General features: G+C 69.5%; 23 protein-coding genes, 2 tRNA genes and 1 pseudogene. 15 read left to right on the forward strand and 11 right to left on the reverse strand.

Annotated features, from left to right (window positions below; all coding sequences use genetic code 11):
• Positions 1-220 precede the first annotated feature (220 nt).
• The 4 genes from ACH4G3_RS35115 to ACH4G3_RS35130 all read left to right on the forward strand — a co-directional run bounded on the left by ACH4G3_RS35115 (position 221) and on the right by ACH4G3_RS35130 (position 4,226).
• Positions 221-829 (forward strand): M48 metallopeptidase family protein, encoded by a 609-nt coding sequence (locus ACH4G3_RS35115; protein ID WP_397628273.1) that lies wholly within the window; start codon positions 221-223, stop codon positions 827-829.
• Between the two features lie 220 nt (positions 830-1,049).
• On the forward strand, positions 1,050-2,762 hold the full coding sequence (locus ACH4G3_RS35120; protein ID WP_397628274.1) for a TerD family protein: 1,713 nt from the start codon (positions 1,050-1,052) through the stop codon (positions 2,760-2,762).
• 11 nt (positions 2,763-2,773) lie between these two features.
• Entirely contained in the window at positions 2,774-3,454 is a 681-nt protein-coding gene (locus ACH4G3_RS35125) for an AIM24 family protein (RefSeq protein WP_397628275.1), read from the forward strand.
• Between the two features lie 16 nt (positions 3,455-3,470).
• Positions 3,471-4,226: an AIM24 family protein gene (locus ACH4G3_RS35130; RefSeq protein ID WP_397628276.1), complete on the forward strand. Its 756-nt coding sequence runs from the start codon at positions 3,471-3,473 to the stop codon at positions 4,224-4,226.
• 63 nt (positions 4,227-4,289) lie between these two features.
• Here the strand turns inward: ACH4G3_RS35130 and ACH4G3_RS35135 are convergent, their stop codons facing one another.
• Together ACH4G3_RS35135 and ACH4G3_RS35140 are read right to left on the reverse strand one after the other, a co-directional pair.
• Positions 4,290-4,817, reverse strand: a complete 528-nt coding sequence (locus tag ACH4G3_RS35135; protein ID WP_397628277.1) for an NUDIX hydrolase — start codon at positions 4,815-4,817, stop codon at positions 4,290-4,292.
• The gene (locus ACH4G3_RS35140) at positions 4,814-6,277 is read right to left on the reverse strand and encodes a zinc-dependent metalloprotease (RefSeq protein WP_397628278.1); all 1,464 of its coding nucleotides are present in this window, start codon (positions 6,275-6,277) and stop codon (positions 4,814-4,816) included. Before ACH4G3_RS35140 ends, ACH4G3_RS35135 begins: the two co-directional genes overlap by 4 nt.
• Positions 6,278-6,469: 192 nt before the next feature.
• Here ACH4G3_RS35140 and ACH4G3_RS35145 point away from each other — a divergent pair, with 192 nt between their 5' ends.
• The 4 genes from ACH4G3_RS35145 (at position 6,470) to ACH4G3_RS35160 (ending at position 9,643) form a co-directional block, all read left to right on the forward strand.
• The gene (locus ACH4G3_RS35145; RefSeq protein WP_397628279.1) at positions 6,470-7,591 is read left to right on the forward strand and encodes an SDR family oxidoreductase; all 1,122 of its coding nucleotides are present in this window, start codon (positions 6,470-6,472) and stop codon (positions 7,589-7,591) included.
• Between the two features lie 116 nt (positions 7,592-7,707).
• Positions 7,708-8,169: a molybdenum cofactor biosynthesis protein MoaE gene (locus ACH4G3_RS35150; protein ID WP_397628280.1), complete on the forward strand. Its 462-nt coding sequence runs from the start codon at positions 7,708-7,710 to the stop codon at positions 8,167-8,169.
• A 61-nt stretch (positions 8,170-8,230) separates the two neighbouring features.
• Entirely contained in the window at positions 8,231-8,449 is a 219-nt protein-coding gene (locus ACH4G3_RS35155) for a hypothetical protein (protein ID WP_397628488.1), read from the forward strand.
• A gap of 102 nt (positions 8,450-8,551) precedes the next feature.
• On the forward strand, positions 8,552-9,643 hold the full coding sequence (locus tag ACH4G3_RS35160) for a YlbL family protein (RefSeq protein ID WP_397628281.1): 1,092 nt from the start codon (positions 8,552-8,554) through the stop codon (positions 9,641-9,643).
• Positions 9,644-9,686: 43 nt separating this feature from the next.
• Here the strand turns inward: ACH4G3_RS35160 and ACH4G3_RS35165 are convergent, their stop codons facing one another.
• Complete coding sequence (locus ACH4G3_RS35165) at positions 9,687-10,229, reverse strand: PPA1309 family protein (RefSeq protein ID WP_397628282.1); 543 nt, start codon at positions 10,227-10,229, stop codon at positions 9,687-9,689.
• Between the two features lie 163 nt (positions 10,230-10,392).
• On the opposite strand from ACH4G3_RS35165, the gene ACH4G3_RS35170 reads away from it, so the two are divergent.
• The 4 genes from ACH4G3_RS35170 to ACH4G3_RS35185 all read left to right on the forward strand — a co-directional run bounded on the left by ACH4G3_RS35170 (position 10,393) and on the right by ACH4G3_RS35185 (position 15,711).
• Positions 10,393-13,341 (forward strand): UPF0182 family membrane protein, encoded by a 2,949-nt coding sequence (locus tag ACH4G3_RS35170; RefSeq protein ID WP_397628481.1) that lies wholly within the window; start codon positions 10,393-10,395, stop codon positions 13,339-13,341.
• A 56-nt stretch (positions 13,342-13,397) separates the two neighbouring features.
• Positions 13,398-13,471 (forward strand) — tRNA-Met (locus tag ACH4G3_RS35175).
• A 234-nt stretch (positions 13,472-13,705) separates the two neighbouring features.
• Positions 13,706-15,529 (forward strand): tetratricopeptide repeat protein, encoded by a 1,824-nt coding sequence (locus ACH4G3_RS35180; RefSeq protein ID WP_397628283.1) that lies wholly within the window; start codon positions 13,706-13,708, stop codon positions 15,527-15,529.
• A gap of 108 nt (positions 15,530-15,637) precedes the next feature.
• Positions 15,638-15,711 (forward strand) — tRNA-Met (locus ACH4G3_RS35185).
• Between the two features lie 164 nt (positions 15,712-15,875).
• Here the strand turns inward: ACH4G3_RS35185 and ACH4G3_RS35190 are convergent.
• Positions 15,876-16,292 carry a Fur family transcriptional regulator gene (locus ACH4G3_RS35190; protein ID WP_354741665.1) on the reverse strand — a complete coding sequence of 139 codons (417 nt, stop codon included), beginning with the start codon at positions 16,290-16,292 and terminating at the stop codon, positions 15,876-15,878.
• A gap of 148 nt (positions 16,293-16,440) precedes the next feature.
• Positions 16,441-16,833, reverse strand: coding sequence for a CBS domain-containing protein (locus tag ACH4G3_RS35195; protein ID WP_397617458.1), 393 nt, complete (start codon positions 16,831-16,833; stop codon positions 16,441-16,443).
• Between the two features lie 741 nt (positions 16,834-17,574).
• Between ACH4G3_RS35195 and ACH4G3_RS35200 the strand changes: the two genes are divergently transcribed.
• Positions 17,575-18,744: a hypothetical protein gene (locus ACH4G3_RS35200; RefSeq protein ID WP_397628284.1), complete on the forward strand. Its 1,170-nt coding sequence runs from the start codon at positions 17,575-17,577 to the stop codon at positions 18,742-18,744.
• Positions 18,745-19,042: 298 nt separating this feature from the next.
• Here ACH4G3_RS35200 and ACH4G3_RS35205 read toward each other — a convergent pair whose 3' ends face one another.
• Positions 19,043-19,300 (reverse strand): AAA family ATPase, encoded by a 258-nt coding sequence (locus tag ACH4G3_RS35205; RefSeq protein ID WP_397628285.1) that lies wholly within the window; start codon positions 19,298-19,300, stop codon positions 19,043-19,045.
• Between the two features lie 283 nt (positions 19,301-19,583).
• On the opposite strand from ACH4G3_RS35205, the pseudogene ACH4G3_RS35210 reads away from it, so the two are divergent.
• Positions 19,584-20,147, forward strand: a pseudogene (locus tag ACH4G3_RS35210) (tyrosine-type recombinase/integrase); the annotation flags it as partial.
• Between the two features lie 37 nt (positions 20,148-20,184).
• On the opposite strand, the gene hisN reads toward ACH4G3_RS35210, so the two are convergent.
• A complete protein-coding gene (gene hisN, locus ACH4G3_RS35215; RefSeq protein ID WP_020275080.1) occupies positions 20,185-20,985 on the reverse strand; it encodes a histidinol-phosphatase in 801 nt (266 codons plus the stop codon).
• Positions 20,986-21,188: 203 nt separating this feature from the next.
• Between hisN and ACH4G3_RS35220 the strand changes: the two genes are divergently transcribed.
• Positions 21,189-21,797 (forward strand): TetR/AcrR family transcriptional regulator, encoded by a 609-nt coding sequence (locus ACH4G3_RS35220; RefSeq protein WP_397628287.1) that lies wholly within the window; start codon positions 21,189-21,191, stop codon positions 21,795-21,797.
• Positions 21,798-21,804: 7 nt separating this feature from the next.
• Here the strand turns inward: ACH4G3_RS35220 and ACH4G3_RS35225 are convergent, their stop codons facing one another.
• From ACH4G3_RS35225 to ACH4G3_RS35240, 4 genes are all read right to left on the reverse strand, one after another.
• A complete protein-coding gene (locus tag ACH4G3_RS35225) occupies positions 21,805-22,128 on the reverse strand; it encodes a DMT family transporter (protein ID WP_389612350.1) in 324 nt (107 codons plus the stop codon).
• Positions 22,129-22,275: 147 nt separating this feature from the next.
• Positions 22,276-23,286, reverse strand: a complete 1,011-nt coding sequence (gene rsgA / locus ACH4G3_RS35230) for a ribosome small subunit-dependent GTPase A (RefSeq protein WP_397628288.1) — start codon at positions 23,284-23,286, stop codon at positions 22,276-22,278.
• 17 nt (positions 23,287-23,303) lie between these two features.
• Positions 23,304-24,620 carry a 3-phosphoshikimate 1-carboxyvinyltransferase gene (aroA, locus tag ACH4G3_RS35235; RefSeq protein WP_397628289.1) on the reverse strand — a complete coding sequence of 439 codons (1,317 nt, stop codon included), beginning with the start codon at positions 24,618-24,620 and terminating at the stop codon, positions 23,304-23,306.
• A 112-nt stretch (positions 24,621-24,732) separates the two neighbouring features.
• Positions 24,733-25,455, reverse strand: coding sequence for a M50 family metallopeptidase (locus tag ACH4G3_RS35240; RefSeq protein ID WP_243379391.1), 723 nt, complete (start codon positions 25,453-25,455; stop codon positions 24,733-24,735).
• Positions 25,456-25,563: the final 108 nt, after the last annotated feature.

Consider the following 25,563-nt stretch of genomic DNA (forward strand, 5'->3'; position numbering starts at 1 on the left):
GTCGCGCGCCGAACCCGGTCACAGGCCGGCCTGGTCCCGGGCCGTGCCTGTCCGTCGCTTCGCCGACAAGAGCCAGCATGCCCAAACCCGTCGTCGTCTGCAGAAAGTTGTCCACAGGTGCGGGCATTCGTCGTACAAATCCGGCGACAGGTGGGGGTGTAGGGGCATCGAACCGTCTCGGAGCCGGGACTTCCCCGGGTACAGCGGGTAACGTCGGGGCGTGCCCGCCGACCCACTGCACCGCGCCGGAACTTCACAGCGCAGCACGACGAGCCAGCCGCCGAGCGGCTCGGGGGCGAGCGCGATCGAGGTCCGCAGGAGCGCCCGCCGACGCAGAACGGTCTCCGCGTACCGCGAGGGCGACCGCACCGTTGTGCTCATCCCCGCCCGGATGTCCGAGGCGGAGGAGCAGCGCTGGGTGAACGTCATGCTCGACAAGCTGGCCGCCCAGGAGAGCAAGCGGGCCTTCGGCGACACCCAGCTGGCCGAGCGGGCCCGACGCCTATCGGACCAGTACTTCGGCGGGCGGGCCCGGCCCGCTTCCGTGCGCTGGGTGACCAACCAGAACACGCGCTGGGGATCCTGCACCCCGTCCGAGGGCAGCATCCGCCTGTCCCACCGTCTCCAGGGCATGCCTGAGTACGTCGTCGACTACGTCCTCCTCCACGAACTCGCCCATCTGCTCGTCCCCGGACACGGACCCCGCTTCTGGGAGTTGCTGGAGGCCTATCCGCGCACGGAGCGGGCCCGGGGCTACCTCGAAGGCGTGGTCGCGGCCGAGCGGTTGCCCCATGTGCCCGGTGCGCGGGGTGAGCGCCCCGCGGACTGAGTGTCACGCGGGCCGAGCGACGGGCTGAGCGGCTGCGCCGGCACCTGCGCTGAGCACCCACGGCGAGCTCCGGGGTAAGTGACCGCTTTCCGCGAGAGAGCAGCCGATACGGCCGGGCACGGGTTCTGTACCGGGTCTGTACCGACCTCGTCCGGTGTCCGGTTTTGCCGTTAGCCTGGCGCGACGCAATCACGTTCTGGATGGGGGACGGTCGTTACGCATGGCCAGGGAATTCCAACGCGGCCACAAGGCCAGGATCAGTGACCTCACCGCGGGCACGGATCTGTACGTAGGCGTGCAGATCTCCGGCCCCGGGCTGAGCTTCGACATCAGCTGCTTCGGCCTCGACGCCGACGAACGGCTCTCGGACGACCGGTACTTCGTCTTCTACAACCAGCCGAAGACCCCGGAGGAGTCGATTCAGCTCCTGGGCGCCCAGGCGGGCGACACGGAGTCCTTCCGGGTGACGCTCGACCGGATCCCGCCCCAGATCCAGAAACTGTCCTTCACGGCGACGATCGACGGCGCCGGGCAGATGTCGCAGATCGCCCCCGGCTACATCCGCATCGTCGCGGGTGGCGAGGAAGTGGCCCGCTACCCCTTCGACGGCTCGGAGTTCTCCACCGAACGTGCCGTGATGCTCGGCGACTTCTACCTGAAGGACGTCTGGCGGTTCGCCGCCGTCGGACAGGGCTTCGACGGTGGTCTCGACGCGCTGCTGCAGAACTTCGGCGGAGAGGTGGCCGAGGAGGAGACGCCCGAGCCGCCCGCACCCGCCGCGCAGCAGCCGCAGGCCGGTAGCGCACCGGGCTTCGCACCGCCCGCGTTCGGCGTCCCCGGCACTCCGGAAGCCGCCCCCGCACCGGCAGCGCCCCCGGCCCCCACTCCGGCCCCGGCGCCCGCACCCCAGGTGCACGCCGCCCCGACCATCGTCGCGCCCATGAACACCCCGCCCGGCGGCGCACCGGTGCCGCCCCCGCCCCCGGCCCCGGCGCCCGCGCCGTACGGTCAGCCGGGCCAGCAGCAGCCGCCGTACGGCCAGGTCCCGGGCCAGACGGCCCCGCCGCCGCCCGGCTACGGCCAGCCCCAGGCAGCACCCCAGGCGCCCCATGCCCCCGCGCCGCCCCCGGGCTACGGCCAGCCCACACCGCCCCCGGGCTACGGCCAGCCCACCCCGCCCCCGGGCTACGGCCAGCAGCCGCCCTTCGGGCAGCAGCCCGGGCAAGCCCCCTACGGGGCGCCGCAGGGGGCGCCTCAAGGAGCACCGCAGGGCCCCGGTGTCGCCGCCGCGCTGCAGAAGTTCAAGGAGACCCCCACCGGGCAGCGCTGGACGCAGCAGAACAAGAAGCTCGTCCGCGTCGACCTCGGCATCGGAGGGCAGCCCGTGCTGGCCCGGCAGGGCAGCATGGTCCTCTACCAGGGCAAGGTCGACTTCAGCTACAAGGGCGCCGGCTTCGCCGGCCGGATCGTGGGCAACGCGACCGGTCAGGAGATGCAGCTGATGCGCTGCACCGGCCAGGGACAGGTGTTCCTCGCCGAGGACTCCACGATGCTGCACCCCATCGAGCTCCAGGGCGACGGCATCTGCGTCTCCGCCGAGAACGTCCTCGCCTTCGACGAGAGCCTCCAGTACGAAGTGCGCCGCATCGAGGGGCACGGCATCCCCGGGGGCGCGCTGTTCACCATGCAGTTCACGGGCACCGGCACGATCGTCGTGAAGACCCACGGCACGCCCGTGGTCCTGCCGGTCACGCCCACCACGTTCGCCGACTGCAACGCCGTGGTCGCCTGGTCGGCCGCCGCCCAGGTCGTCGTCTCCAGCCAGGTGCGGATGCGCCGCAACGCCTACCCGGGTGACACCGGGGAGAGCGTCAACCTCCAGTTCCGGGCAGCGCCAGGGAACTTCATCGTCGTCCAGCCGTACGAGGTCTGAGGGAGCCCGTCATGACACAGCAACTCGCGGGCCACGCCCCCGCACCCGTCACCGCCCGCATGGAGAACCACGGCAACCACATGCTGAAGGTCGCCATGCAGACCGGGAACGACCTCCTCGCGCGCGTGGGGTCGATGGTCGCCTACGAAGGGTTCGTGCAGTACGAGCCCAACCCGCCGGCCGTGCGCCAGATCGCCAAGGACTGGATGACCGGCGAGGGCGCGCCCCTGATGAAGTGCTCCGGCGACGGCCTGCTCTACCTCTCCGACTACGGGGCGAACGTCGTCGTGATCAACCTCAACGGCGACGGCATCTCCGTCAACGCCACCAACCTGCTCGCCTTCGACGCACACCTCACGTGGGGCGTCGAGCGGGTCAAGGGCCTGGCGAAGTTCGCCGGACAGGGCCTGTGGAACACCAGGATCTCCGGGCAGGGCTGGGTCGCGCTGACCTCCCGGGGCAAGCCCATCGTCGTCGACTGCGGAGGCGGCGAGGACGAGACGTACGTCGACCCCGACGCCCTGGTCGCCTGGTCCCCGAACCTCAAGGTGAAGGGCAAGCGCAGCTTCCGGGCACAGTCGCTGATCGGCCGCGGCAGCGGCGAGGCCTACCAGATGGCCTTCTCCGGTCAGGGCATCGTCGTCGTCCAGCCCAGCGAGGACAGCACCGACCGCCTCCGGGTCCGGGGCTGAGGGGGAACAACCAGCCATGCAGAGCCCGATTTTCGCCTACAACGAGCAGCAGACCCAGGACCGCTGGAGTCTGCAGAACAAGCAGATGCTGCGCGTCGCCCTGGAGGGCCACGACGACATCCTGGCCCGCAAGGGCACCATGGTCGCCTACCAGGGCCTCGTCGAGTTCGACGCCGAGTACCAGAGCAACAACCAGGCACGCTCGCGTGCGCACACCGGTGAGGGACTCGACCTGATGCGCTGCCACGGGCAGGGCACGGTCTACCTGGCCAACCTCAAGCAGCACGTCCACGTCATGGAGGTGGAGCAGGACGGCCTCACCGTCGACAGCAGCTACGTGCTGGCGATGGACTCCTCCCTGCACCACGAGGTCATCGCCGTCGACAGCCTCTACGGCATCTCCGGCTCCGGGAAGTACCAGCTCAACATCACCGGCCAGGGCAAGATCGCCCTGATGACCTCGGGCATGCCGCTGCTGATGCAGGTGACGCCCGACAAGTACGTCAACTGCGACGCCGACGCGATCGTCGCCTGGTCGACGAGCCTGCGGGTGCAGATGCAGGCCCAGACGCACTCCTCCGGGGTGTGGCGGCGCCGCGGCAGCACCGGCGAGGGCTGGGAGCTGAGCTTCATGGGCACCGGCTTCGCGCTCGTCCAGCCCAGCGAACTGCTGCCGCCGCAGAACGCCCAGATCGGCTCGGGCCTCGCCGCGCAGTACGGCATGGGCCAGCAGGGAGCACGCGGTCAGAACCAGGGCAACGTCTGGAACTGAGCAACCACGGACCAGGCAAGGTGTGAGGGGCGACCGCCCAGGCGGTCGCCCCTCACGCGTGTCTCAGGCCGCGAGCCTCGCGCGGGTCGCCTCCAGCAGGCGCACGACCGACTCGTCGGCCACCTCCGCCACCTCGTCGTACCCGAACCAGCGCACGTCGAGCGACTCGTCGCTGACCGCGTGCGCGGCGTCCGGGGGCGCCAGGACCGCGTACTGGACATCGAAGTGGCAGTGGCACGGCGGCGGGATCGGGTGCCGGTCCAGGCGCACCGGGCCGCCCGGCAGCAGCGAGAGCCCCGAGACGCCGGACTCCTCCGTCGCCTCACGCAGGGCCGCGGCCGCGAGGGAGCTGTCGCCCGGTTCGCAGTGGCCGCCCATCTGGAGCCACATCCGCAGCTTTCTGTGCAGGGTCAGCAGGACCCGCCCGGCCTCGGGGTCGATCACCAGGGCGCTCGCCGTGATGTGGCCGGCATGGCAGGCCTTCCAGAGGCCGTCCGGGTGCTGCGCCAGATGGTCGAGGTAGGCCTGGCGAAGGTCCGGCTGGTCCTCGTACTCCTTGAGCACGAGGACCGCGTCGTCGTACAGGCTCACTCGGCGTCGTCGCCCTTGTTGTCGCCCTCGCCCTCGTCCTTCTTCAGGTCGGGCTTGTTCAGGTCGGGCTTGTCCGCCGCCTCGCCGAGCATCTTGTCCAGCTCGGAGAAGTCGATCTGCTCGCGGTGCACGAAGCCGTCCGGGTCGTCCAGGTCGGTGGCCGTCGGCAGCATGTCCGGGTGGTGCCACAGGGCGTCCCTGCCGTCGACACCGCGCGCGTCGGTGAGCGAGGCCCACAGACGGGAGGCGTCACGCAGGCGGCGCGGGCGCAGCTCCAGGCCGATCAGCGTGGCGAACGTCTGCTCGGCCGGGCCGCCCGAGGCGCGGCGGCGGCGCAGCGTCTCGCGCAGGGCGTCGGCGGACGACAGACGGGGCTTCGCGGCGGCGTGGACCACCGCGTCGACCCAGCCCTCCACGAGCGCCAGAGCCGTCTCCAGACGCGCCAGGGCGGCCTTCTGCTCGGGCGTGTCCTCGGGCTGGAACATGCCCTGCTGGAGGGCCTCCTGGAGCTGCTCCGGGTTCTGCGGGTCGAACTGGCCGACGACGTCCTCCAGCTTGGCCGTGTCGACCTTGATCCCGCGGGCGTAGCCGTCGACCGCTCCGAACAGATGCGAGCGCAGCCACGGCACGTGCGCGAAGAGCCGCTGGTGGGCGGCCTCGCGCAGGGCGAGATACAGCCGCACCTCCTCCTGCGGGACGCTCAGGTCCTTGCCGAACGTCTCGATGTTCACCGGCAGCAGCGCGGCCTTGCCGGCCGGGCCCAGCGGCAGGCCGATGTCGGACGAGCCGACGACCTCGCCGGCGAGCACGCCGACGGCCTGCCCGATCTGCGTACCGAACATGGCGCCGCCCATCGAACGCATCATGCCGATCAGCGGGCCGGCCATGGCCTGCATCTCCTCCGGCAGGACGTCGCCCATGGCGGTGCCGACGCGCTCGGCGACCGGGTCGACGAGCTCCTTCCAGGCGGGCAGGGTCGCCTCGACCCACTCGGCGCGGCTCCAGGCCACGGCCGAGCCGGCACCGGACGGCAGCGACGTGGCGTCGTCGAGCCACAGGTCGGCGAGGCGGACGGCCTCCTCGACGGCCTTGCGCTCGGCGGGGCCGACGCTGGTGTCCTTGGTGCCGTCGGGACTGCCCTGGGAGACCGTCTGGCGGGCGATCTGCTTGGCCATGTCCCAGTTCACCGGGCCGCCCTCGTAGGAGAGCATCTGGCCCAGCTGCTGGAACGCGGCGCCCAGGTCGTTGGGGTTCAGGGAGCCGAACATGGCTGCGAACGGATTGTCCGCACCGGGGCCGCCGGGGCCGCCGCCAAATCCTCCGGCTCCGGGCAGGCCGCCGAAACCGAACGGATTGGCCGGTCCCTGACCACCACCGCTCTCCTGGTCCTTCTTCTTGCCCTCGTCGCCGTCGTCCGGCTCCTCCGGCGGAAGGCCGAATCCGAATGGGGTGTCACTCACGGGATTCCTCGGCTGGTAGGGCCGCCGGTTCTTTCCGGCGGCACGGCTGCCCGACAACACCACCCAGCGTAGACACCTGGGGCGGATCGGGCCTCGGTGCTTCGCCGACTGACAGCCTGCGGCAGGATGGATGCCACCTGGTACGCACGCGTCGCTCGCGCTCGTACTGAAGACAACCGCTGGAGACGCCCGGTGAGTTCCCCAGATCCGCAGGTTCGCGCAGCGCGAAACCAGTCAACCAGTTCCGCGAGCCCCGCGGCACGCGGACCCGTCGTCGCGGTCACCGGTGCCGCGTACGGCGTCGGCGCCCTGCTCACCGAGCAGCTCGCCGCGTCCGACGAGGTCAAGCAGGTCGTCGCCATCGACGAGCGGCGCGGCGAGTGCGCCACGGCGCAGTGGCACATCCTGGACGTACGGGATCCGGCCATCGCGGAGAAGCTGCGGGGCGCCGACGTGGTGGTGCACCTGGCGCTGGACCTCGACCTGGAGACCGACGCCGCCGCCCGAACGGCCTACAACGTACGGGGGACGCAGACCGTCCTGACGGCGGCCGCGGCGGCCGGGGTGCACCGGGTCGTGCTGTGCACCTCGGCGATGGTCTACGGGGCGCTGCCGGACAACGAGCTGCCGCTCTCCGAGGACGCGGAGCTGCGGGCCACGGCCGAGGCGACGGGCGTCGGCGACCTGCTGGAGATCGAGCGGCTGGCGCGGCGGGCGCCGCGGGCGCACCCGGGGCTGAACGTCACCGTGGTGCGGCCGGCGATCCTGGTCGGAGGCACGGACACCGCGCTGACCAGGTACTTCGAGTCTCCCCGGCTGCTCGTCGTCGCCGGGTCGCGGCCCGCGTGGCAGTTCTGCCATGTCGAGGACCTGTGCAGTGCGCTGGAGTACGCCGTCCTGGAGAAGGTCGACGGGGAACTGACCGTCGGGTGCGACGGGTGGCTGGAGCAGGAGGAGGTCGAGGAGCTCAGCGGCATCCGGCGGATGGAGCTGCCGTCGGCGGTCGCGCTGGGCGCGGCGGCGCGCCTGCACCGCATCGGGCTCACGCCGTCTCCGGCCGGGGACCTGGCGTACACGATGTACCCCTGGGTGGTCAGCGGCAGCCGGCTGCACGACGCGGGGTGGCGGCCGCGGTACACCAACGAGGAGGTGCTGGCGGAGCTCCTGGAAGAGGTCTCCGGCCGGCACACGGTGGCCGGGCGGCGACTGGGCCGCAAGGACGCGACGGCCGCGGGTGCCGCGGGAGCGACGGTGGCGCTGCTGGGCGCGGCCGCGGTGGTGCGGCGGGCACGGAAGGCCCGGCGGCGCATCTGACCCGCCCCGCCGGCCCGGCCTCTCCGCTCCCGTCGTAGGAGAGTCCAACGCGTACGCGCGCGTGCCGGTCGATAGCTCTATTCCGCGCTGTCGGTCGCGTACGGCACGATGGAGGCATGGCATCCACGATCGATCACCCGGGTGAGCAGGCCGCACAGGATCCGATCAGGCTGATCGGTATCCGGGACACGGCCCTGTCCGTGGACGAGGTGTTCCGGGCCGTCGGGGACGACGCGGCCGGCGGCACCGCGCTCTTCGTGGGCACCGTGCGGAACCACGACGGGGGTGCCGACGTGGCGGAGCTGGGGTATTCCTGCCACCCCAGTGCGGAGGCCGAGATGAGGCGGATCGCCGAGAAGGTCGTCGCCGGGTTCCCGGTGCGGGCGCTGGCGGCCGTGCACCGGGTGGGGGATCTCAGGGTCGGTGACCTCGCCGTGGTCGTCGCCGTCTCGTGTCCGCACCGAGGCGAGGCCTTCGAGGCCTGCCGGAAGCTGATCGACGACCTCAAGCACGAAGTGCCCATCTGGAAGCACCAGAAGTTCTCCGACGGCACCGAGGAGTGGGTGGGCGCCTGCTGAATCCGGGGCCTCGTCTTCCGGTTGCGTAACCGGACCCCTGGCGTGAGCGTTGTCACTGCGGATGGTTAATCTGCTGATCAGTCAGTTGCGGACACTCAAGGGGTTGGAGGTCGGCATGGCGGCGCTCGCCTGGTTGCTGATTCCGCTTGTGGCTGCGATCGGCGCGGGGCTCTGGGGCAGTTGGGCCAACCGGACTCGCAAGGTCCGTGGCGACGGCCCGGAGCTCATCGGTTACGCCCGCTTCTGCGAGGCCATGGAGAGGCCTCGGCAGGGTAGCTGACGGCCAGGAAAAGAGCAGGTCACAAGCGTGTGAGACCACAGGGCCGCCCCGGACGGGCGGCCCTGACGGTGCGCTGACAGGACCGTCCCGTACTGTCGAGTCATGCCACGCCGCACCGCGACGATGCTCGCCTCCACCCTGATGCTGATCGCGCTCCTTTGCGCGGGAGTGTTCATCCCCGTGCCGTATTCGGAGATGTCCCCGGGGCCGACGGTGAACACGCTGGGCGATCACGGCGGCGAGCCGGTGCTCCAGATCTCCGGGCGCAAGACATATGCGACCAGTGGCCATCTGAACATGACGACGGTCCGGGTCACCAGCGCCGACTACCGGATGAACCTGGTCGAGGCCGTCTACGGCTGGCTCGCGCACGACAACAAGGTGGTGCCGCACGAGACGCTCTACCCGGACGGCAAGACCGAGGAGCAGTCCACGCAGGAGAACGCCGAGGAGTTCAGCCAGTCCCAGGAGAGCGCCAAGGTCGCCGCGCTGAAGGAACTCGACGTCCCGGTGAAGTCGTGGGTCATTGTCTCGACGGTCGTCAAGGGATCCCCGGCCGAGGGCGAACTGCACGCCGGAGACGTGATCAAGGCCGTCGACGGTACGGCGGTGAAGGAGCCGGCCGACGTCGCGAAGCTCGTCACGAAGCACAAGCCGGGCCAGGACGTCCGCTTCACGATCGTGCCCGCCAAGGAGCAGGCCGCCGCGGAGAAGGAGAAGCGGACGCCGACGAAGACGCAGGACGTCACCATCACCACGACGACGTCGGACGACACCGGCGAGAAGCGGGCCATCGTGGGGATCTCCGCGGGGACCGACCACACGTTCCCGTTCACCATCGACATCAAGCTGGCCGACGTCGGCGGGCCGAGCGCCGGTCTGATGTTCGCGCTCGGCATCTACGACAAGCTCACGCCCGGCAGCCTGACCGGAGGCAGGTTCGTGGCCGGTACGGGGACGATCGACGACGAGGGCAAGGTCGGCCCCATCGGCGGCATCGAGATGAAGACCGTGGGCGCGCGGGCCAAGGGCGCGCAGTACTTCCTGACGCCCGCGGACAACTGCGCGGCCGCCGCCAAGGACACCCCCGAGGGCCTCACCCTCATCAAGGTGAAGACCATCGAGGACGCCCTCGGCGCTCTCAAGGACGTCCGCAGCGGCGACACGGCCGATCTGCCGAAGTGCGGTAAGTAGTCCGCCGGGCCGGAAGACCGGCCCGGGCCGCGCAGCCGCCCGGCTACTCCTCGAACGTCGCCGCCAGCGCCTCCGCCAGCCCCGGTACCAGGTCGGATCCGGTGAGGACCTCCGTCGGGGAGTCCTTCTCGCGCAGGCGCAGGGCCGACTCACGGGTGCCGTCCCGCAGGACCGCGACCGTCATACGGACCTCCTGACGGTCCGGGTGCTCCGCCACCCACTTCGTGAGCGCGGCCTCGTCCAGACCCTGCGGAACCTGGGCCTCCGCGGACGGTGGCAGCATCAGGCGCTCCACGGCGAGGGCGCAGCCGGTCACCGCGTCGGGCCAGGCGATGGTGGCCAGGAACTCGTCCAGCGGCTTGCCCGTTGGAACTTCGTCCTGCTCGATCGGGGTGAGGCCGGTGTTCTCCGATGCGTCGTCCAGACCGAGCCGGTCCGCGAGCGAGGGCTGTTCGGCCCGGAGGCGGGCGGTGTCGACGAGTGCGAAGAGGCGGGCGGACTGGTCCCAGCCGAGGCCGGAGACGTACTCGTCGATCTCGAGTACGGCCCGGGTGAGCGGGCTCGCCGCCATGGGAGTGTTGGACATGGTCACAATCCTGCCTCGTTCCCGGCCGGAATCGGGAACCGAGTAAACGGTGAGTAAGTTGCATAGGTGGGGGCCCGCGATCACGGGGGCCACGGACGGTCCGTGAAGACGCGGGCCTTACGAATCAACAGCGAACTTCGAGGTGCGCACCTTGGCTTTCCAGATGCCGGACCGCGGCGGAGGCCCGACAGGGCCGCGGATCAGAGTGGGCCGCCCGTCCCGGCGTGTCCGGACCTTGCTCATGACATTGGGCGTCCTGGCCGTCCTCGGCATGGTGTTCACCATGTTCGCGGGCTTTTGGACGGACTGGCTCTGGTACCGGTCGGTGAACTACTCGTCGGTCTTCACCACCACCCTGTGGACCAAGATCGGGCTCTTCTTCGTCTTCGGCCTGCTCATGGCCCTCGCGGTCGGGGTCAACATCTGGCTGGCGCACCGGCTGCGGCCGCCGCTGAGCGCGATGTCCATGGAGCAGCAGAACCTCGACCGCTACCGGATGGGCATCGCGCCCTACAAGAAGTGGCTGCTGCTCGGGATCACCGCCCTGGTGGGCCTGATCGCCGGCGCCTCCGCGTCCGGCCAGTGGCGGACGTGGCTGATGTGGGTCAACGGCGTGCCCTTCGGGCAGAAGGACCCCCAGTTCAAGCTGGACGTCTCCTTCTACGCCTTCGACCTGCCCTGGTACCGCTTCCTGCTCGGCTTCGGCTTCGCCGCCGCGATCCTGTCCGTGATCGCCGCCGCGCTCACGCACTACCTGTACGGCGGGCTGCGCGTCACCAGCCCCGGCGCCCGTGCCACGGCGGCGGCCACCGGGCACCTGTCGGTGCTCATCGGCGTCTTCGTGGCCCTGAAGGCGGTCGCCTACTGGCTCGACCGGTACGGACTCGCCGTGAAGTCCAGCGACTTCAGGGCGACCGACAACTGGACGGGCCTGAGGTACGTCGACGCCAACGCCTACCTGCCTGCCAAGACGATCCTGTTCTGCATCGCCGTCATCTGCGCGCTGCTGTTCTTCGCCACCCTGTGGCGGCGCACCTGGCAGCTGCCCGTGATCGGCTTCGGCCTGATGGTCCTCTCCGCGATCCTCATCGGAGGCCTCTACCCGGCGATCGTGCAGAAGTTCCAGGTCCAGCCGAACGAGCAGGCCAAGGAAGCGCCGTACGTCGAGAAGAACCTCGAAGCGACGCGCAAGGCCTACGGCATCGACGGCACCAAGGTCACCGACTACTCGGGCACGAGCAAGACCGAGGACAAGACCACGCTCCGCGACGACGTCGGTTCCACGGCGAGCATCCGGATCATGGACCCGAACATCGTCTCGCCGACGTTCCAGCAGCTCCAGCAGATCAGGAACTACTACGCGTTCCCGAACAACCTGGACGTCGACCGGTACACCAAGGACGGCAAGGACCAGGACACGGTCATCGGCCTGCGCGAGCTGAACCTGGCGGGCATCCCGAAGAAGAACTGGATCAACAACCACTTCCGTTACACCCACGGCTACGGAGTGGTCGCCGCCGAGGGCACCAACGCCGACGCGCAGGGACGCCCGGTCTTCACGGAGTCCGACCTGCCCTCCGAGGGCAACCTCGGCACGTACGAGCAGCGGGTCTACTACGGCGAGAAGACCACCACGTATTCGATCGTCGGCGGTCCCCAGAAGGAGATCGACTACTCCGACGACAACGGCGAGAAGACCACCAGCTACAAGGGCGACAGCGGGGTCAACCTCTCCAACCCGGTCAACCGGGCCGCGTACGCGGTGGCGTTCGGCGAGCCGCAGATCCTGTACTCCGGGGCCATCGGCGAGGGTTCGCGGATCCTGTACAACCGCACGCCCAAGGAGCGCGTCGAGGCGGTCGCCCCCTGGCTGACCATCGACGGCGACGCCTACCCGGCGGTGGTGAACGGCCGTATCCAGTGGATCGTCGACGCGTACACGACGACCAACGGATACCCGTACTCCTCGCGTACGACCCTCGGTGACACCACGGCCGACTCGCTGACCGCGACCAACGACAACCGCGCGGTGGTGGCCCAGCAGAACCAGGTCAACTACATCCGCAACTCGGTGAAGGCGACCGTCGACGCGTACACCGGCGAGGTCAAGCTCTACCAGTGGGACACCAAGGACCCGGTCCTGAAGACCTGGATGAAGGCCTTCCCGGACACGGTGAAGCCCAAGGGCGAGATCTCCAAGGACCTGATGGACCACCTGCGCTACCCGCAGGACCTGTTCAAGGTCCAGCGGGAGCTGCTCACGCGCTACCACGTGAGGGACGCGACGACGTTCCTCAGCGGCAGCGAGGTGTGGCAGGTGCCGGACGACCCGACGAACCGGTCGGGCAACGCGGTTCCGCCGTACTACCTGAGCATGAAGATGCCCGACCAGAAGGCGCAGGCGTTCTCGCTGACGACGACCTTCACGCCCAACGGCCGGGACAACCTCAGCGCGTTCATGGCGGTCGACGCCGAGGCGGGCGCCAGTGACTACGGCAAGATCAGAATCCTGAAACTGCCGACGAACACGACGGTCAACGGACCCAAGCAGGTCCAGAGCCAGTTCAACTCCCAAGAGGACATCGCCGAGTCGATCAGGCTCCTGAGAGGCGGCGACTCCGAAGTCGAGTACGGCAACCTGCTGACGGTGCCGCTCGACGGCGGACTGCTCTACGTGGAGCCGGTCTACGTACGCGGTGGTGGACTTAAGTACCCGCTGCTGCGCAAGGTGCTGGTCACCTACGGAGGCCAGACCGCCTTCGAGAACACGCTCGACGAGGCCCTCAACAAGGTCTTCGGAACGGACGGCGCGACCCCCGAGCCACCGGACGAGGGTGACACCACGACGCCACCGCCGACGTCCGACAACCCGACGGTCCAACAGGCTCTGCAGGACGCCCAGAAGGCGTTCGACGCGGGCCAGGAGGCCCTGAAGGAGAACGACTGGGAGGCGTACGGCCGGGCGCAGAAGGACCTCGAGGACGCTCTGCAGCGGGCCGAGGACGCGCAGGCCGAGGCCGGCCGCGGGGGCGCCGGGAGCGGCGAGAGCAAGCCCAGCGCGAGCCCGAGCGCCAAGCCGAGCGGCAGTCCGAGCCCGAAGCCGAGCAGCTAGGTCCTGGCCTGGTCAAATGCCCACTCCGCGCCGTGATACGGTTGTGAACACAACGGCGCGGGGTGGAGCAGCTCGGTAGCTCGCTGGGCTCATAACCCAGAGGTCGCAGGTTCAAATCCTGTCCCCGCTACTGAAATCGCGAAGTCCGAGTGACGGAGCGACCACGAAGGCCCGGATTCCACAACGGAATCCGGGCCTTCGTGATGTGTGAACGCATGTGCTGACGCAGGCTGCGGCCGCGCCGCCGGGGGGAGTTGGCAGATCTGTGTTTGACTTGTCTCTCTGTGGGCATGTCGACAAAACGCTGTAGTGACCTCACTGGCTGCGGTATACCAGGTGTACCCAGGTTGCAGGTGGTGCGACGATGGACGTTATGGGGGACAAGGCAACTCTGTTCGAGACAGGGCGTTTTGTGCAGCCTTCCAGCCGGGAGGACACCGAGACCCCGGACGAGACCGGGGAGATCGCCGACGAGGCGGCCGAGGAGCTGCGTCAGCGGCTCGCCGCGGAGGCCGGCGACGTCGAGGCGATGAGTGTCCTCGGGGCCATGCTGCTGCGCCGTGGTGATCTCGACGGTGCCGAATCCCATCTGCGTGCCGCCACCGCCGCGGGCGACCGGGCCGCCGCCAACAACCTCGGCGTCCTTCTCCATCAGCGCGGATACGCCGACGAGGCCGCCGGCTGGTGGCGGATCGCCGCGGTCGCCGGATCGGCGGCGGCCGCGCACGCCCTCGGACGGCACCACCGCGAGCGCGGCGACGAACCCGCCGCCGAGTACTGGCTGCGCCAGTCCGCGGAACAGGGACACACCCTGGGTGCGTACGCCCTCGCCGACCTGCTGGAGCACCGCGGCGACGCCGGGGCCGAGAAGTGGATGCGGGCCGCGGCCGAGCGCGGGCACCGGGAGGCCGCGTACCGCCTGGCCCGGGCGCTGGACCGGAAGGCGGCGCGGGACACCGGCGGTGACGACGGCGGCCAGGCGCCGGACGAGGTCGAGCAGTGGTACCGGCAGGCCGCCGCGCGCGGGCACCGGCGGGCGGCCCTGCACCTCGGGACGATCCTGGAGAAGCGCGGCGAGCTCAAGGAGGCCGGACGCTGGTACCTGACGTCCGCGAAGGACGGCGAGGCGCGGGCCGCCTGCGCGCTCGGGTTCCTGCTGCGCGACGCGGGCGACACCGAGAACGCGGCCGTGTGGTGGCTGCGGGCCGCCCAGGACGGCGACGGCAACGCGGCGAACGCGCTGGGCGCGCTGCACGCCGAGCGGGGCGAGACCCAGACCGCCGAGCGCTGGTACCGGGCCGCGATGGACGCGGGCGACGTGAACGGCGCCTACAACCTGGGGCTGCTCTGCGCCGAGCAGGGGCGGACCGCGCAGGCCGAGCAGTGGTACCGGCGCGCGGCCTACGCCGGGCACCGGGAGGCCGCGAACGCGCTGGCGATCCTGCTGCTGCGGGCCGGGGACGAGACCGGCGCCGAGCCGTGGTTCTCCAAGGCGGCTGAGGCCGGGAGCGTGGACGCCGCCTTCAACCTGGGCATCCTGCACGCCGGCCGGGGCGAGGAGCAGGCCGCGCTGCGCTGGTACGAGCGTGCCGCGGCCGCCGGGCACACCGAGGCGGCGCTCCAGGTCGGCATGGCCCGGCTGCGGGCCGGCGACGAGCAGGAGGCCGAGCGGCATCTGCGGTGTGCGGCCGGGGGCGGGAGCGCCGAGGCCGCGTACCGGCTGGCGACCGTGCTCGACGCGCGCCGGCCGCCGGAGCCCGCGCACGAGCTCGGGGAGCCGGTGCACCGGCGCAGCGAGTGCGAGGAGTGGTACGAGAGAGCGGCCTCGCAGGGGCACCGGCGGGCGCAGGTGCGGGTGGGCATGCTCGCCGCCGCCCGGGGGGATGTCGTCGAGGCGGCCCGGTGGTACCGGGAGGCGGCCGAGGCCGGGTCCCGCAACGGGGCGTTCAATCTCGGGCTGCTGCTGGCCCGGGAGGGGAGTGAGCCCGAGGCGGCGGTGTGGTGGACGCGGGCGGCTGACGCGGGGCACGGGCGGGCGGCGTTGCGGCTCGCCCTCGTCTACGCGCGTCGGGGGGAGCTGGCGGAGGGGCAGCGCTGGGCTGATCGGGCGGTGGCCCTGGGGCCGGCGTCCGTGGCGGAGCGGGCGGCCCGGCTGCGGGATGCGTTGCGGCAGGAGCTGTCGGCCTGATGCCGGGTTTCGCGACGACTTCCCGTAGCTGAGCGCGACTGCAGCTCGCGGCTCCAGCTAAGCGATTTGCATCCGTCCTCCGCGTTGACGTAACGTTGCATTCACCGACGCGGGGTGGAGCAGCTCGGTAGCTCGCTGGGCTCATAACCCAGAGGTCGCAGGTTCAAATCCTGTCCCCGCTACTGAAGGCCGAGGGCCGGAATCCGAAAGGGTTCCGGCCCTCGGTGCGTCTACCGGCGGTGGCCCGCCGCTTCCTCGTAGAAGTAAGGGCCTGTTCCGATACGGGAGGTGCGCGGGCAGAGTGAAGCCCCGGCACCCAGGGGTGCCGGGGCTTTCCGTGCGAAGACTAGGCGGCCGCGCAGTTCGGGCAGACGCCGCGGTACGTCACCTCGACGTCCGAGACCGTGAAGCCGAAGCGCTCCGAGTCGGGGAGGTCCGCCAGTGGGTTGCCGACCGGGTGGACGTCGCGGATCGCGCCGCACTGGGCGCAGACCAGGTGGTGGTGCGGCTGGTGGGCGTTCGGGTCGTACCGCTTGGCGCGCTGGTCCGTGGAGACCTCGAGCACCTCGCCGAGGGACACGAGCTCGCCGAGCGTGTTGTAGACGGTCGCCCGGGAGATCTCGGGCAGCTTGGCGACGGCCCGGGAGTGGACCTCGTCGGCCGTCAGGTGGACGTGTTCGCCGTCGAGGACCTCGGCCACAACGCGCCGCTGCGCGGTCATCCGCCATCCGCGTCCGCGCAGCCGTTCCAGAAGGTCACTCATGGCCACCAGCCTAACAGCAAGAGGGACCAGGTCGCGAACAGGTGTGGAGTTAGAGTTCCACCGGCTTTGGACAACGTCTAATTCGGGCGGGGATGCTCGCGGCAGGGGCGGTCCGGGCTCCTGTGAGGGGCCCGGGCCGCCCGTGTCGTCAGGCGGGAACCTGCTGGCGTGCCGGTGCCCAGCAGCGGATGATGTCGCGGACCGAGACGACGCCGGCGGGCTCGTCGCGGTCCAGCACGATGAGGTGACGGAAACCGCCGTGCGCCATGGCGCCGGCCGCCTCCTCCAGGGTCCAGGCCGGAGCGGCGAACACGACGTCGGTGGTGGTGTGGGCGTGGACGAGTTCCGTGTCCGGGTCCTGGCCCTGGCCCACGGAGATGAGGATGTCGCGTTCGGTGAGGATGCCGATGCCGCCGGCGTCGGGGTCGTGGACGATGGCCGCGCCGACCTTGCGGGCGGCCATCAGTGCAGCGGCCTGGCGGAGGGTGTGGGTCGGGCCGATGGTGAGGACGACGGTGCTCATGGCGTCGCGGACGAGCATGGATAGGCCTCCTGGGGGTGTCCCCGCCGTTTGTTCATGTTTTCACAAGTTCACAAGCGGGCGGACTCTCAGGGTGGCAGGCAAAGGGAGGGTCAACAAGGGGGCGCCCGGTAACAGGGGGCGCGCTCAGTGGTGGTGGTCGCGCACTCGCGGTGATCGCTCAGCGGCGGTGGCCACTCAGTAGCGCTGGTATTGAACGGCCGCTCCGGCGGAGTGTGGTGATGGCCCGCACCCCGCCGGAGAGCTGGGGGAGCCTGGTCGATGCCTGTCGTTATCGGTCGTTCGGCTGGCCTCGGGCGGCCCACAGACGGCCCGGATGATGCTCGTCCGGGAACACCCGGTCGGCCGTCGCAGCAGCCTGCCTACGTACTGCGTTCGCGCGACAGCCGCCGCCGGAGCTGATGACCATGATGGGTGACTCCTGTCGCCCCCCTGGATTGCCGTCCTCGCTCGTGCTCGTAGGGATGGTTTTGAACTTCCCTTGCGGTGGACTGCGTTGTTGCTCCGTTGCTCGCCGATGAGCTGCGCGATTGCCGTTGTTGTCTATCTTTATTGGTCATTGCCGGCCGCCCTCTGACGGCCGGGAGATGGCCCAGCTCCTTGCTCTGATCACCAGTTCAGAGCTCTGGCGTGTCCTCAGTTCGAAAGCTGAGGTAATAAGAATACGCCGAAGGGGTGTAATTTCTGAAGCGTCAGCTTTATATGCCAGGTCACGACTGAGGGCTAATCTAGCCTGCTTACATGCTATGGGCACTTTTCTTTGTACTGGTAATCGATGCTGTGACCCTTGCGGCAAGTGGAATGGTTGACATTACAGCATACGGGAATCCTCAAATTCCTTGGGCGTTCCTGCGTATCATCGTCGCCTTCGTTAATCTTGCTGCCGCCGTTGAGGTTCTCAGGGTACTACTCGGCACTGCCGCCCGGCGAAAGCCTTGGGAATTTCCCACCGTGCTTGTTGGGCAGGCGTCAGTGATTCCTATGTTCATCGTGCCAATCATGATGGAGGTAGAGAGTCTAGCTCACGATGCCATTGATATCTTCCTAACCGCTCTTTTTGCCTCGCTGCTTGCTGTGGCCATCGGGATCTCCTTCGGCGCCCTCGTTGCTTGGCCGAACTACCTACGGTCGGTGTGGGCAGTATTCATCGCCCTCCTTCCCCTTGCGAGTCTATTTCAATTCTGGTATCAGACCTTCTATCTGCCGACCCATGAGCGACCTACAGTGAATGTTGAAGCCGATCTTGAGGAGGTGCGGCGTCAAGGGAAGGTGAGTCACATGCGCGGCACAGTGACCATGGATAATGTAGGGAAAGCCACGCTGAGTACTCTAGGCTCCATCTACGCCGTAACCGGCCACGGCATGGATGCAGAGAAACGACCTATGGTGCGCGATGACGTGCGATTTTCTCTTGCGGCAAACCGCGTTCCGTGGGTGGATGGCAGTCCATACAAGGGCGTTTTGAAAGTTGGCAGATTGGTCCGGCCTGGGGGGCACCTATCCCCCGGCCAGAAGAACGCGACGTCGTTTGTATTTGACGTCCGAAATGACGCGCAACAGAAAGTTAGACTCACCATTCAACTTTCACTGCTGGTGCATTCGGGTGAGTTGGATTTCAATCCATGCCTAAAGGGCAAGGGATATGATCCGGATCTCCCAAGTTGCCTTGAAGCGGCGATCCCGGCCTCTAATATGTTCCGCGATATTCTGGGTGATAGGCCGGTGGCGCGCACCATTGTTACATTCTCCCCAGATGCATCCCCGAATCTTTTTACGAGATTTCAGATCTCCGACTGGGATCCAAAGGATAAGGGTCGAAAGCGTCGGGGTGCAGGCGCTGCGCAGGAAATCAATCCCTTTCTGGTCAGTCGAGGAGTAACCGTGAGTAGTGAGTACAGGCTGGACCCCTAAGAGCCCTTAGCGGTGATTCCTTCATGCCGCTACAGCCAACTAAATCGGCAGGATCGCAACCGTGGCTGATGGTGTCCCGGAGTCCTCATGTCACATTCGGGATGTGCCGCCGCAACGCGGTCGCTTTCGATGTTGTCGTTCATTCGCGTACCCTCCGGGCCGTGACGTGAACTACCGTGAACGGCGCTGAACGGGCCTAAATGAGGCGGAAACCGAGACGGAGGAGGCATGTGCTGACCAGCGCATCAGCCCTTCCGCGCCGCCTCGCCGCTGGGTGCGGCCGCCTCCAGTGTCGAGATCACGGCCGCAGGATCGCCGGTGTACGCGATGTGCGGTGCGTTCGACCCGAGAGGGACAAGCGGTTGCGGTACCGCTGAAGGTCGCTCTCGGAGAAGTAGATGGCGTTTGGATCATGCGCATGATCCTCATTGCGCTTGCTGATCCGTGACCAGAGTTCTTCATGGCTTGCTGCGAGATAGACCAGCATCGGTGTGGCGCCGGCGTCGGTCGCGATGGATCGCCACCGCGCACGGTCGTCCGGGGTCCAAACGGGCACAGGCGTACGAACCCGCGATCAGTGAGTGTGCGGGAAAGCGTTGTCTTGCCGGAGGCGGGAAGGCCGGCCATCAGGACGCAGAACGGTGGGCGTGGGGACATGGGGCTCGTCAGGGTCTCGAAGATCGCGGTCATCTCTTGTTCGGCTTCGGGCGTGATTGTGCCAGCCCTGCGAGCCGCAAGCAGTGTGCCCAAGCGGTCTTCGAGCACACTCGCGAGCGTGTCATCCATGACCGTCACGAGGAAACCTCCGATTCCGTCCGCCCCGTGCGACCGGGGCCTCCCAGGTCGACGCCGAAGACGTGGACTTCGTCGAGCGCGTGGTTCACGTCGTCCGGCAGGTGAAGCTCATCGCCGGGCGACAGGTGTTCGCACTGCCCAAGGGAGGCAAGACACGCACGGTCCCGTTGCCGGAGAGCGTCGCTCGGGCGCTTGAGGCACACATCGCGCAGTACCCGCCTGCCGCGGTGACGCTGCCGTGGAGGTCGGTCGACGGCTCACCGGCCACGGCAGCCGTGTTCTTCCGCAACGCTGAGGGGCGCCCGGTGATCCGCACCGTCTTCAACGAGAAGGCATGGCGGCCCGCTCTCGACACAGCGGGCGTCTCTCGGGGTCGGGAAAACGGCATGCACGCGCTGAGGCACTTCTACGCCTCCGTGCTGCTGGACGCGGTGAAGAGCATCAAGGCCCTGTCGGAGTACCTGGGGCACCATGATCCGGGCTTCACACTGCGGACGTATACGCACCTGATGCCGAGCAGCGAGAAGCGGACGCGGGAGGCAGTGAACCGGGCCTTTGAGGGCGGCCCGGACGCCGCTGACGGCCCCACGACGGCCCAGGCGGCTTGATCCTGGGGTAAATCCGCAGGTCAGACCGCGAACGCCCTCAGTAGCGCTGGTTGAGATACCCCAGCAACTCGTCGTGCAGCAGGCCGTTCGACGCGGCCGCGTTGCCGCTGTGCGGGCCCGGGCGGGAGTCGAGGCCGGTGAAGGTGCCGCCGGCCTCGGTGACGATGATCGCGTTGGCGGCCATGTCCCAGAGCGACAGCTCCGGCTCGGCGCACATGTCGACGGCGCCCTCGGCGACCAGCATGTACGGCCAGAAGTCGCCGTACGCGCGCGTGCGCCACACCTCGCGGGTGAGGTCCAGGAAGCCGTCGAGGCGGCCCTGCTCCTCCCAGCCGCTGAGCGAGGAGTACGCGAAGGAGGCGTCGGCCAGTTTCCCGACGCGCGAGACCTGGAGGCGGGACGCCTTCGTGAGGCTGCGGCCGGTGAACGCGCCGTAGCCCTTCGCGGCCCACCAGCGGCGGCCGAGGGCCGGGGCGGAGACCACGCCGACGACGGGCTCGAAACCGCCCTCGCCGGCTTCCATCAGGGAGATGAGGGTGGCCCAGACGGGGACGCCGCGTACGTAGTTCTTGGTGCCGTCGATGGGGTCGATCACCCAGCGGCGGGGGCCGGTTCCCTCGACCCCGTACTCCTCGCCGAGGATCGCGTCCCGGGGGCGGGCGCGGGCGAGTTGGCCGCGGATGAGTTCTTCGGCGGCCTTGTCCGCTTCGCTCACCGGGGTCATGTCCGGTTTGGTCTCGACCTTGAGGTCGAGGGCCTTGAACCGGTCCGTCGTCGCGGCGTCGGCGGCGTCGGCGAGGACGTGGGCGAGACGCAGGTCGTCGAGGTAGTCGGGCATGTAACGAACCTATCTGCCGAGGTGGGGGTGGGGCTACAGCGGGTTTGCGGGCGGGACGGTCGGCGGTACGACTGCCCGCAACCGGGACGATCGCACCCGCGCAGGTCGGCTCAAAGGCGACCCCGCGTGCTCTCGTGAACCCTTGACAGTGGTTTCGTGCGCGTCAAATCTGGGCGCAGAGCCGCTCGCCCCAAGGGGAGGCGATGATGCCTGCAGCGCGGGAATCTCTACTGGACGCCGCTTACACGGCGCTGGCGCGCCGGCCGTGGTCCGCCGTGCGGATGGTGGACGTGGCCGCGGCGGCCGGAGTGTCCCGGCAGACGCTGTACAACGAGTTCGGCAGCAAGGACGGGCTCGCCAGGGCGCTCGTGAGGCGAGAAGCCGACGGATACCTCGCGGGGGTCGACCGTGCGCTCACCGCGCACAGCGACCCGCGCGAGCGGCTCACCGCCACCGCCGAGTGGACCACTTCGGCGGCCCGCGAGAACGCCCTCGTCCGTGCCATGCTCACCGGCTGCTGGAGCGAACGGCTGCCGTCCCCGGCCCTGTCGGCCGTGCCCTCCACCTCCGCCGTACCGGCCCAGCGCCGCGCCGACGGCCCGCTGCCCTCACCCGGCGACTTCGTCAGCCTCGTCCGCGACCGTGCCGTCACGGTCCTGGCCGGGCCCGGCACCCCCAAGTCCGACACCGCCGACCTGGCCCGCTCCTGCGAACTCGCCGTCCGGCTCGCCCTGTCCTGCGTGGCCGCGCCCCCCGGCGAGGGCGGCGTCACCGAGCTGGTCCGCAGCGCCCTTCAGCGGCAGGCCGTATGACGGGATGTCAGTGCGTCGAACCCGACAACTGCAGCCCGATCACGCCGATGATGACGAGGCTGATCGACACGATCTTCAGCGTCGACACCAGGTCGCCCAGGAACACCATGCCGTAGATCGCCGTGCCCGCCGCGCCGATACCGGTCCACACGGCGTAGGCGGGACCCACGTCGAGCTTCTTCAGCGACAGGGTCAGCAGGCCGAAGCTGCCGAGGGCGAAGATGCAGAACGCGACCGTCGGCCAGAGCCGGGTGAAACCGTGCGACAGCTTCAGGCACACGGCGAAGCCGGTCTCCAGCAACCCCGCCACGATGACCAGCAGCCACGCCATGAGTCGTTCCTCCCGTATCCCACGTTCAGCGACCGCTTAGTCAGTTTGAGCTTGTTCGCCAGATTCTTCAGCGCCTGGTCGGTCTTGCATCCGGCTTGGTGCGATTATGCACTTACCGTCCGCACGCCATGACAAACAACGCGGAGGTCAGTCGCCTTCCTTGCGCTCCCGCGTGGCCAGCAGCCGCCGCAGCGAGTACAGCCGCGCCGGATCCGCGTGCCCCTCGGCCACCCACGCGTCCAGCGCGCAGTCCGGCTCGTCATGGCTGCACGCGCGCGGGCAGCCCTCGGTGCCCGGCTCCAGGTCGGGGAAGGCGTGGATGACCCGGGACGGGTCGACGTGGTTCAGGCCGAAGGACCGGATGCCCGGTGTGTCGATCACCCAGCCGTCGCTGCCCGCCAGCGGCAGCGCCAGTGCCGAGGTCGTGGTGTGCCGGCCACGGCCCGTCACCGCGTTCACATGCCCGGTCGTACGCCGCTGCTCCTGCGGCACCAGCGCGTTGACCAGGGTCGTCTTGCCGACACCGGAGTGGCCGACGAACGCGGTGATCTTGCCGTCGAGCTGCTCGCGTACGCGGGCGACGGCGGTGCCGTTCTGGAGTTCCTCGCGGCTGGTGACGACGTAGGGGATGTCGAGGTGGCCGTACAGCTCCAGCAGCTTCTCGGGCGGGGCGAGGTCCGACTTGGTCAGGACCAGCAGCGGGTCCAGGCCGCCGGCGTAGGCCGCGACCAGACAGCGGTCGATCAACCGGGGGCGGGGCTCCGGGTCGGCCAGGGCGGTGACGACGGCCAGCTGGTCGGCGTTGGCGACGACCACGCGCTCGTACGGGTCGTCGTCGTCCGCCGTGCGCCGCAGGACCGAGGTCCGCTCCTCGATGCGGACGATCCTCGCGAGCGTGTCCTTCTTGCCGGACATGTCGCCGACGAGCGCCACGCGGTCGCCGACCACGGCCGCCTTGCGGCCCAGTTCCCTGGCCTTCATCGCCATGACCACGCGGCCCTCGACGAGGCAGGTCAGGCGGCCCCGGTCGACGGTGAGGACGAGGCCCTCGGCGGCGTCCTCGTGCTTGGGCCGGATGTTCGTCCGGGGCCGGGTGTTCCGGCGGCCGGGACGGGTGCGGATGTCGTCCTCGTCGGTGTGCTTGCCGTAGCGGCGCATGACCTGATCCCCGCGTCCTATGCCCCGAGCATCCCGGTCCACAGGTCGGGGAAGTCGGGCAGGGTCTTGGCCGTCGTCGCCACGTTCTCGATCTGCACGCCCTCCACGGCGAGGCCGATGATCGCGCCGGCCGTGGCCATGCGGTGGTCGTCGTACGTGTGGAAGATCCCGCCGTGCAGCCGGCGCGGGCGGATGTGCAGACCGTCGGCGGTCTCCGTGACGTCACCGCCGAGTTCGTTGATCTCCTTGGTCAGCGCCGCCAGACGGTCCGTCTCGTGCAGCCGCAGGTGCGCCACGCCGCGCAGGGTCGACGGGGAGTCCGCGAGGGCCGCGACCGCCGCGATGCCCGGTGTCAGCTCGCCGACCTCGCTCAGGTCGACGTCGATGCCGTGGACCGAGCCGGAACCGGTGAACACGAGCCCGAACTCGGTCAGTTCGCAGGAGCCGCCCATCTCGGTGAAGATCTCGCGCAGCCGGTCACCGGGCTGGGTGGTGCGGGCCGGCCAGTCCGGGATGACGACCTTGCCGCCGGTCACCAGCGCCGCCGCCAGGAACGGCTGGGCGTTGGACAGGTCCGGCTCGATGACCAGGTCCCGGCCGAGCAGGGCGCCCGGCGTGACCCGCCAGACGTTCGGCTCGCCGCCCGACTCGGGCGTGTCCACCTGGGCGCCGACCGCGCGCAGCATGTCGACGGTCATGCGGATGTGCGGCATGGAGGGCAGCGTGGCGCCGGTGTGGCGGACCTCGACGCCCTGGTTGAAGCGCGGGCCGGACAGCAGCAGGGCGCTCACGAACTGGGACGAGGAGGACGCGTCGATGGCGACCGTGCCGCCGTCCAGGGCGCCGCTGCCGTGCACGGTCAACGGCAGCGCGCCACGGCCGTCGTCGTCGATCCGGGCACCGAGCTGACGCAGCGCGTCGATGACTCCGTTCAGGGGACGCTCGTACGAGCGGGGATCGCCGTCGAAGCGGACAGGACCGTCCGCGAGCGCGGCGACCGGCGGCAGGAAGCGCATCACCGTGCCGGCGTTGCCGACGTCGACCGCGGCCGGGCCGCGCAGGCCCGTGGGGAGCACCCGCCAGGCCTCACCGGTGCCGTCCGGGCCCACGCCCTCCTCGATCTCGATGCCCATGGCGCGCAGCGCGCCGGCCATCAGCAGGGTGTCGCGCGAGCGCAGGGGGCGGCGCAGCCAGCCCGGTTCGGAGGCGAGGGAGGCGAGGACCAGGGCGCGGTTGGTGACCGACTTGGACCCGGGCACGAGGACCGTCGCGTCGACGGCTCCGCTCGCGTGCGGGGCGGGCCAAAGGGCGGTGTCTGCGGTGTTCGGGGCCATGGCTTCACTTTATAAGGAGCAGTGGTTCGGGTGCGGCGTCGTGGGGGCCGGTCGGGCCCACGCGGCGGAGCCGCACATCGGCACAGCCCCCCGCGTCCCACAGGCCGGCCGGTCACAGGTCCAGCAGCCAGCGTCCCCCGCCGATCAGCGAGCACAGTGACACCGCATGGAACAGGAAGAACCACAATGCCGCCGGCACATGCGTCAGCCGCGACAACTGGTCCGCGTCCGAGTCCCCCGCCCCGCCCCGCGCCCGCTTGGCCTGGAGCTCGAACGCCGGACGCACCCCGCCGATCAGCAGGAACCACACCACCACGTACGCGAATGCCGCCTGGACCTGGGGCCCGGCCAGCCAGGACACCAGGACGAACAGGCCGCCGGTGACGATCATGGTGAGGGCGCCGTACGCGTTGCGGATCATCACGAGCATGGCCAGCAGCAGGGCCGTGGCCAGCCACAGCAGCAGCGTGATGCGACCGGCGCCCAGCAGGGCCGCGCCGCCGAGGCCCAGCAGGGGCGGGGCGGTGTAGCCGGAGGCCGCGGTGAGGATCATGCCGATGCCGTACGGCTTGCCGCGGCTGACGGTCAGGCCGCTGGTGTCCGAGTGCAGCCGTATGCCCGTGAGGGTGCGGCCGCTGAGCAGCGCCACGAGGCCGTGGCCGCCCTCGTGGGCGATGGTGATGGCGTTGCGGGAGACGCGCCACAGCCCGTGCGGGATCACCACGGCGAGCGCGGCCACCAGGGTCGCGATCACGACCCACAGGTCGGGGTCGGGCTGGGTGCCGGAGACCTCGTCCCAGAGGGAGGCGAGCGAGGCGGTTGCGGTGCTGTCCATGTGCGGCGATGGCTCCCTGGCGTCGTCTGGAATCTCGCAGTGTGGCACGGATGTGCGGACGGTATTTGAGACGCCGGCGTAGTGGGGATCGTTCCTGACGGCACGCGC

This window comes from Streptomyces afghaniensis, from assembly GCF_044327915.1.
GTDB classification, from domain to species: domain Bacteria; phylum Actinomycetota; class Actinomycetes; order Streptomycetales; family Streptomycetaceae; genus Streptomyces; species Streptomyces afghaniensis.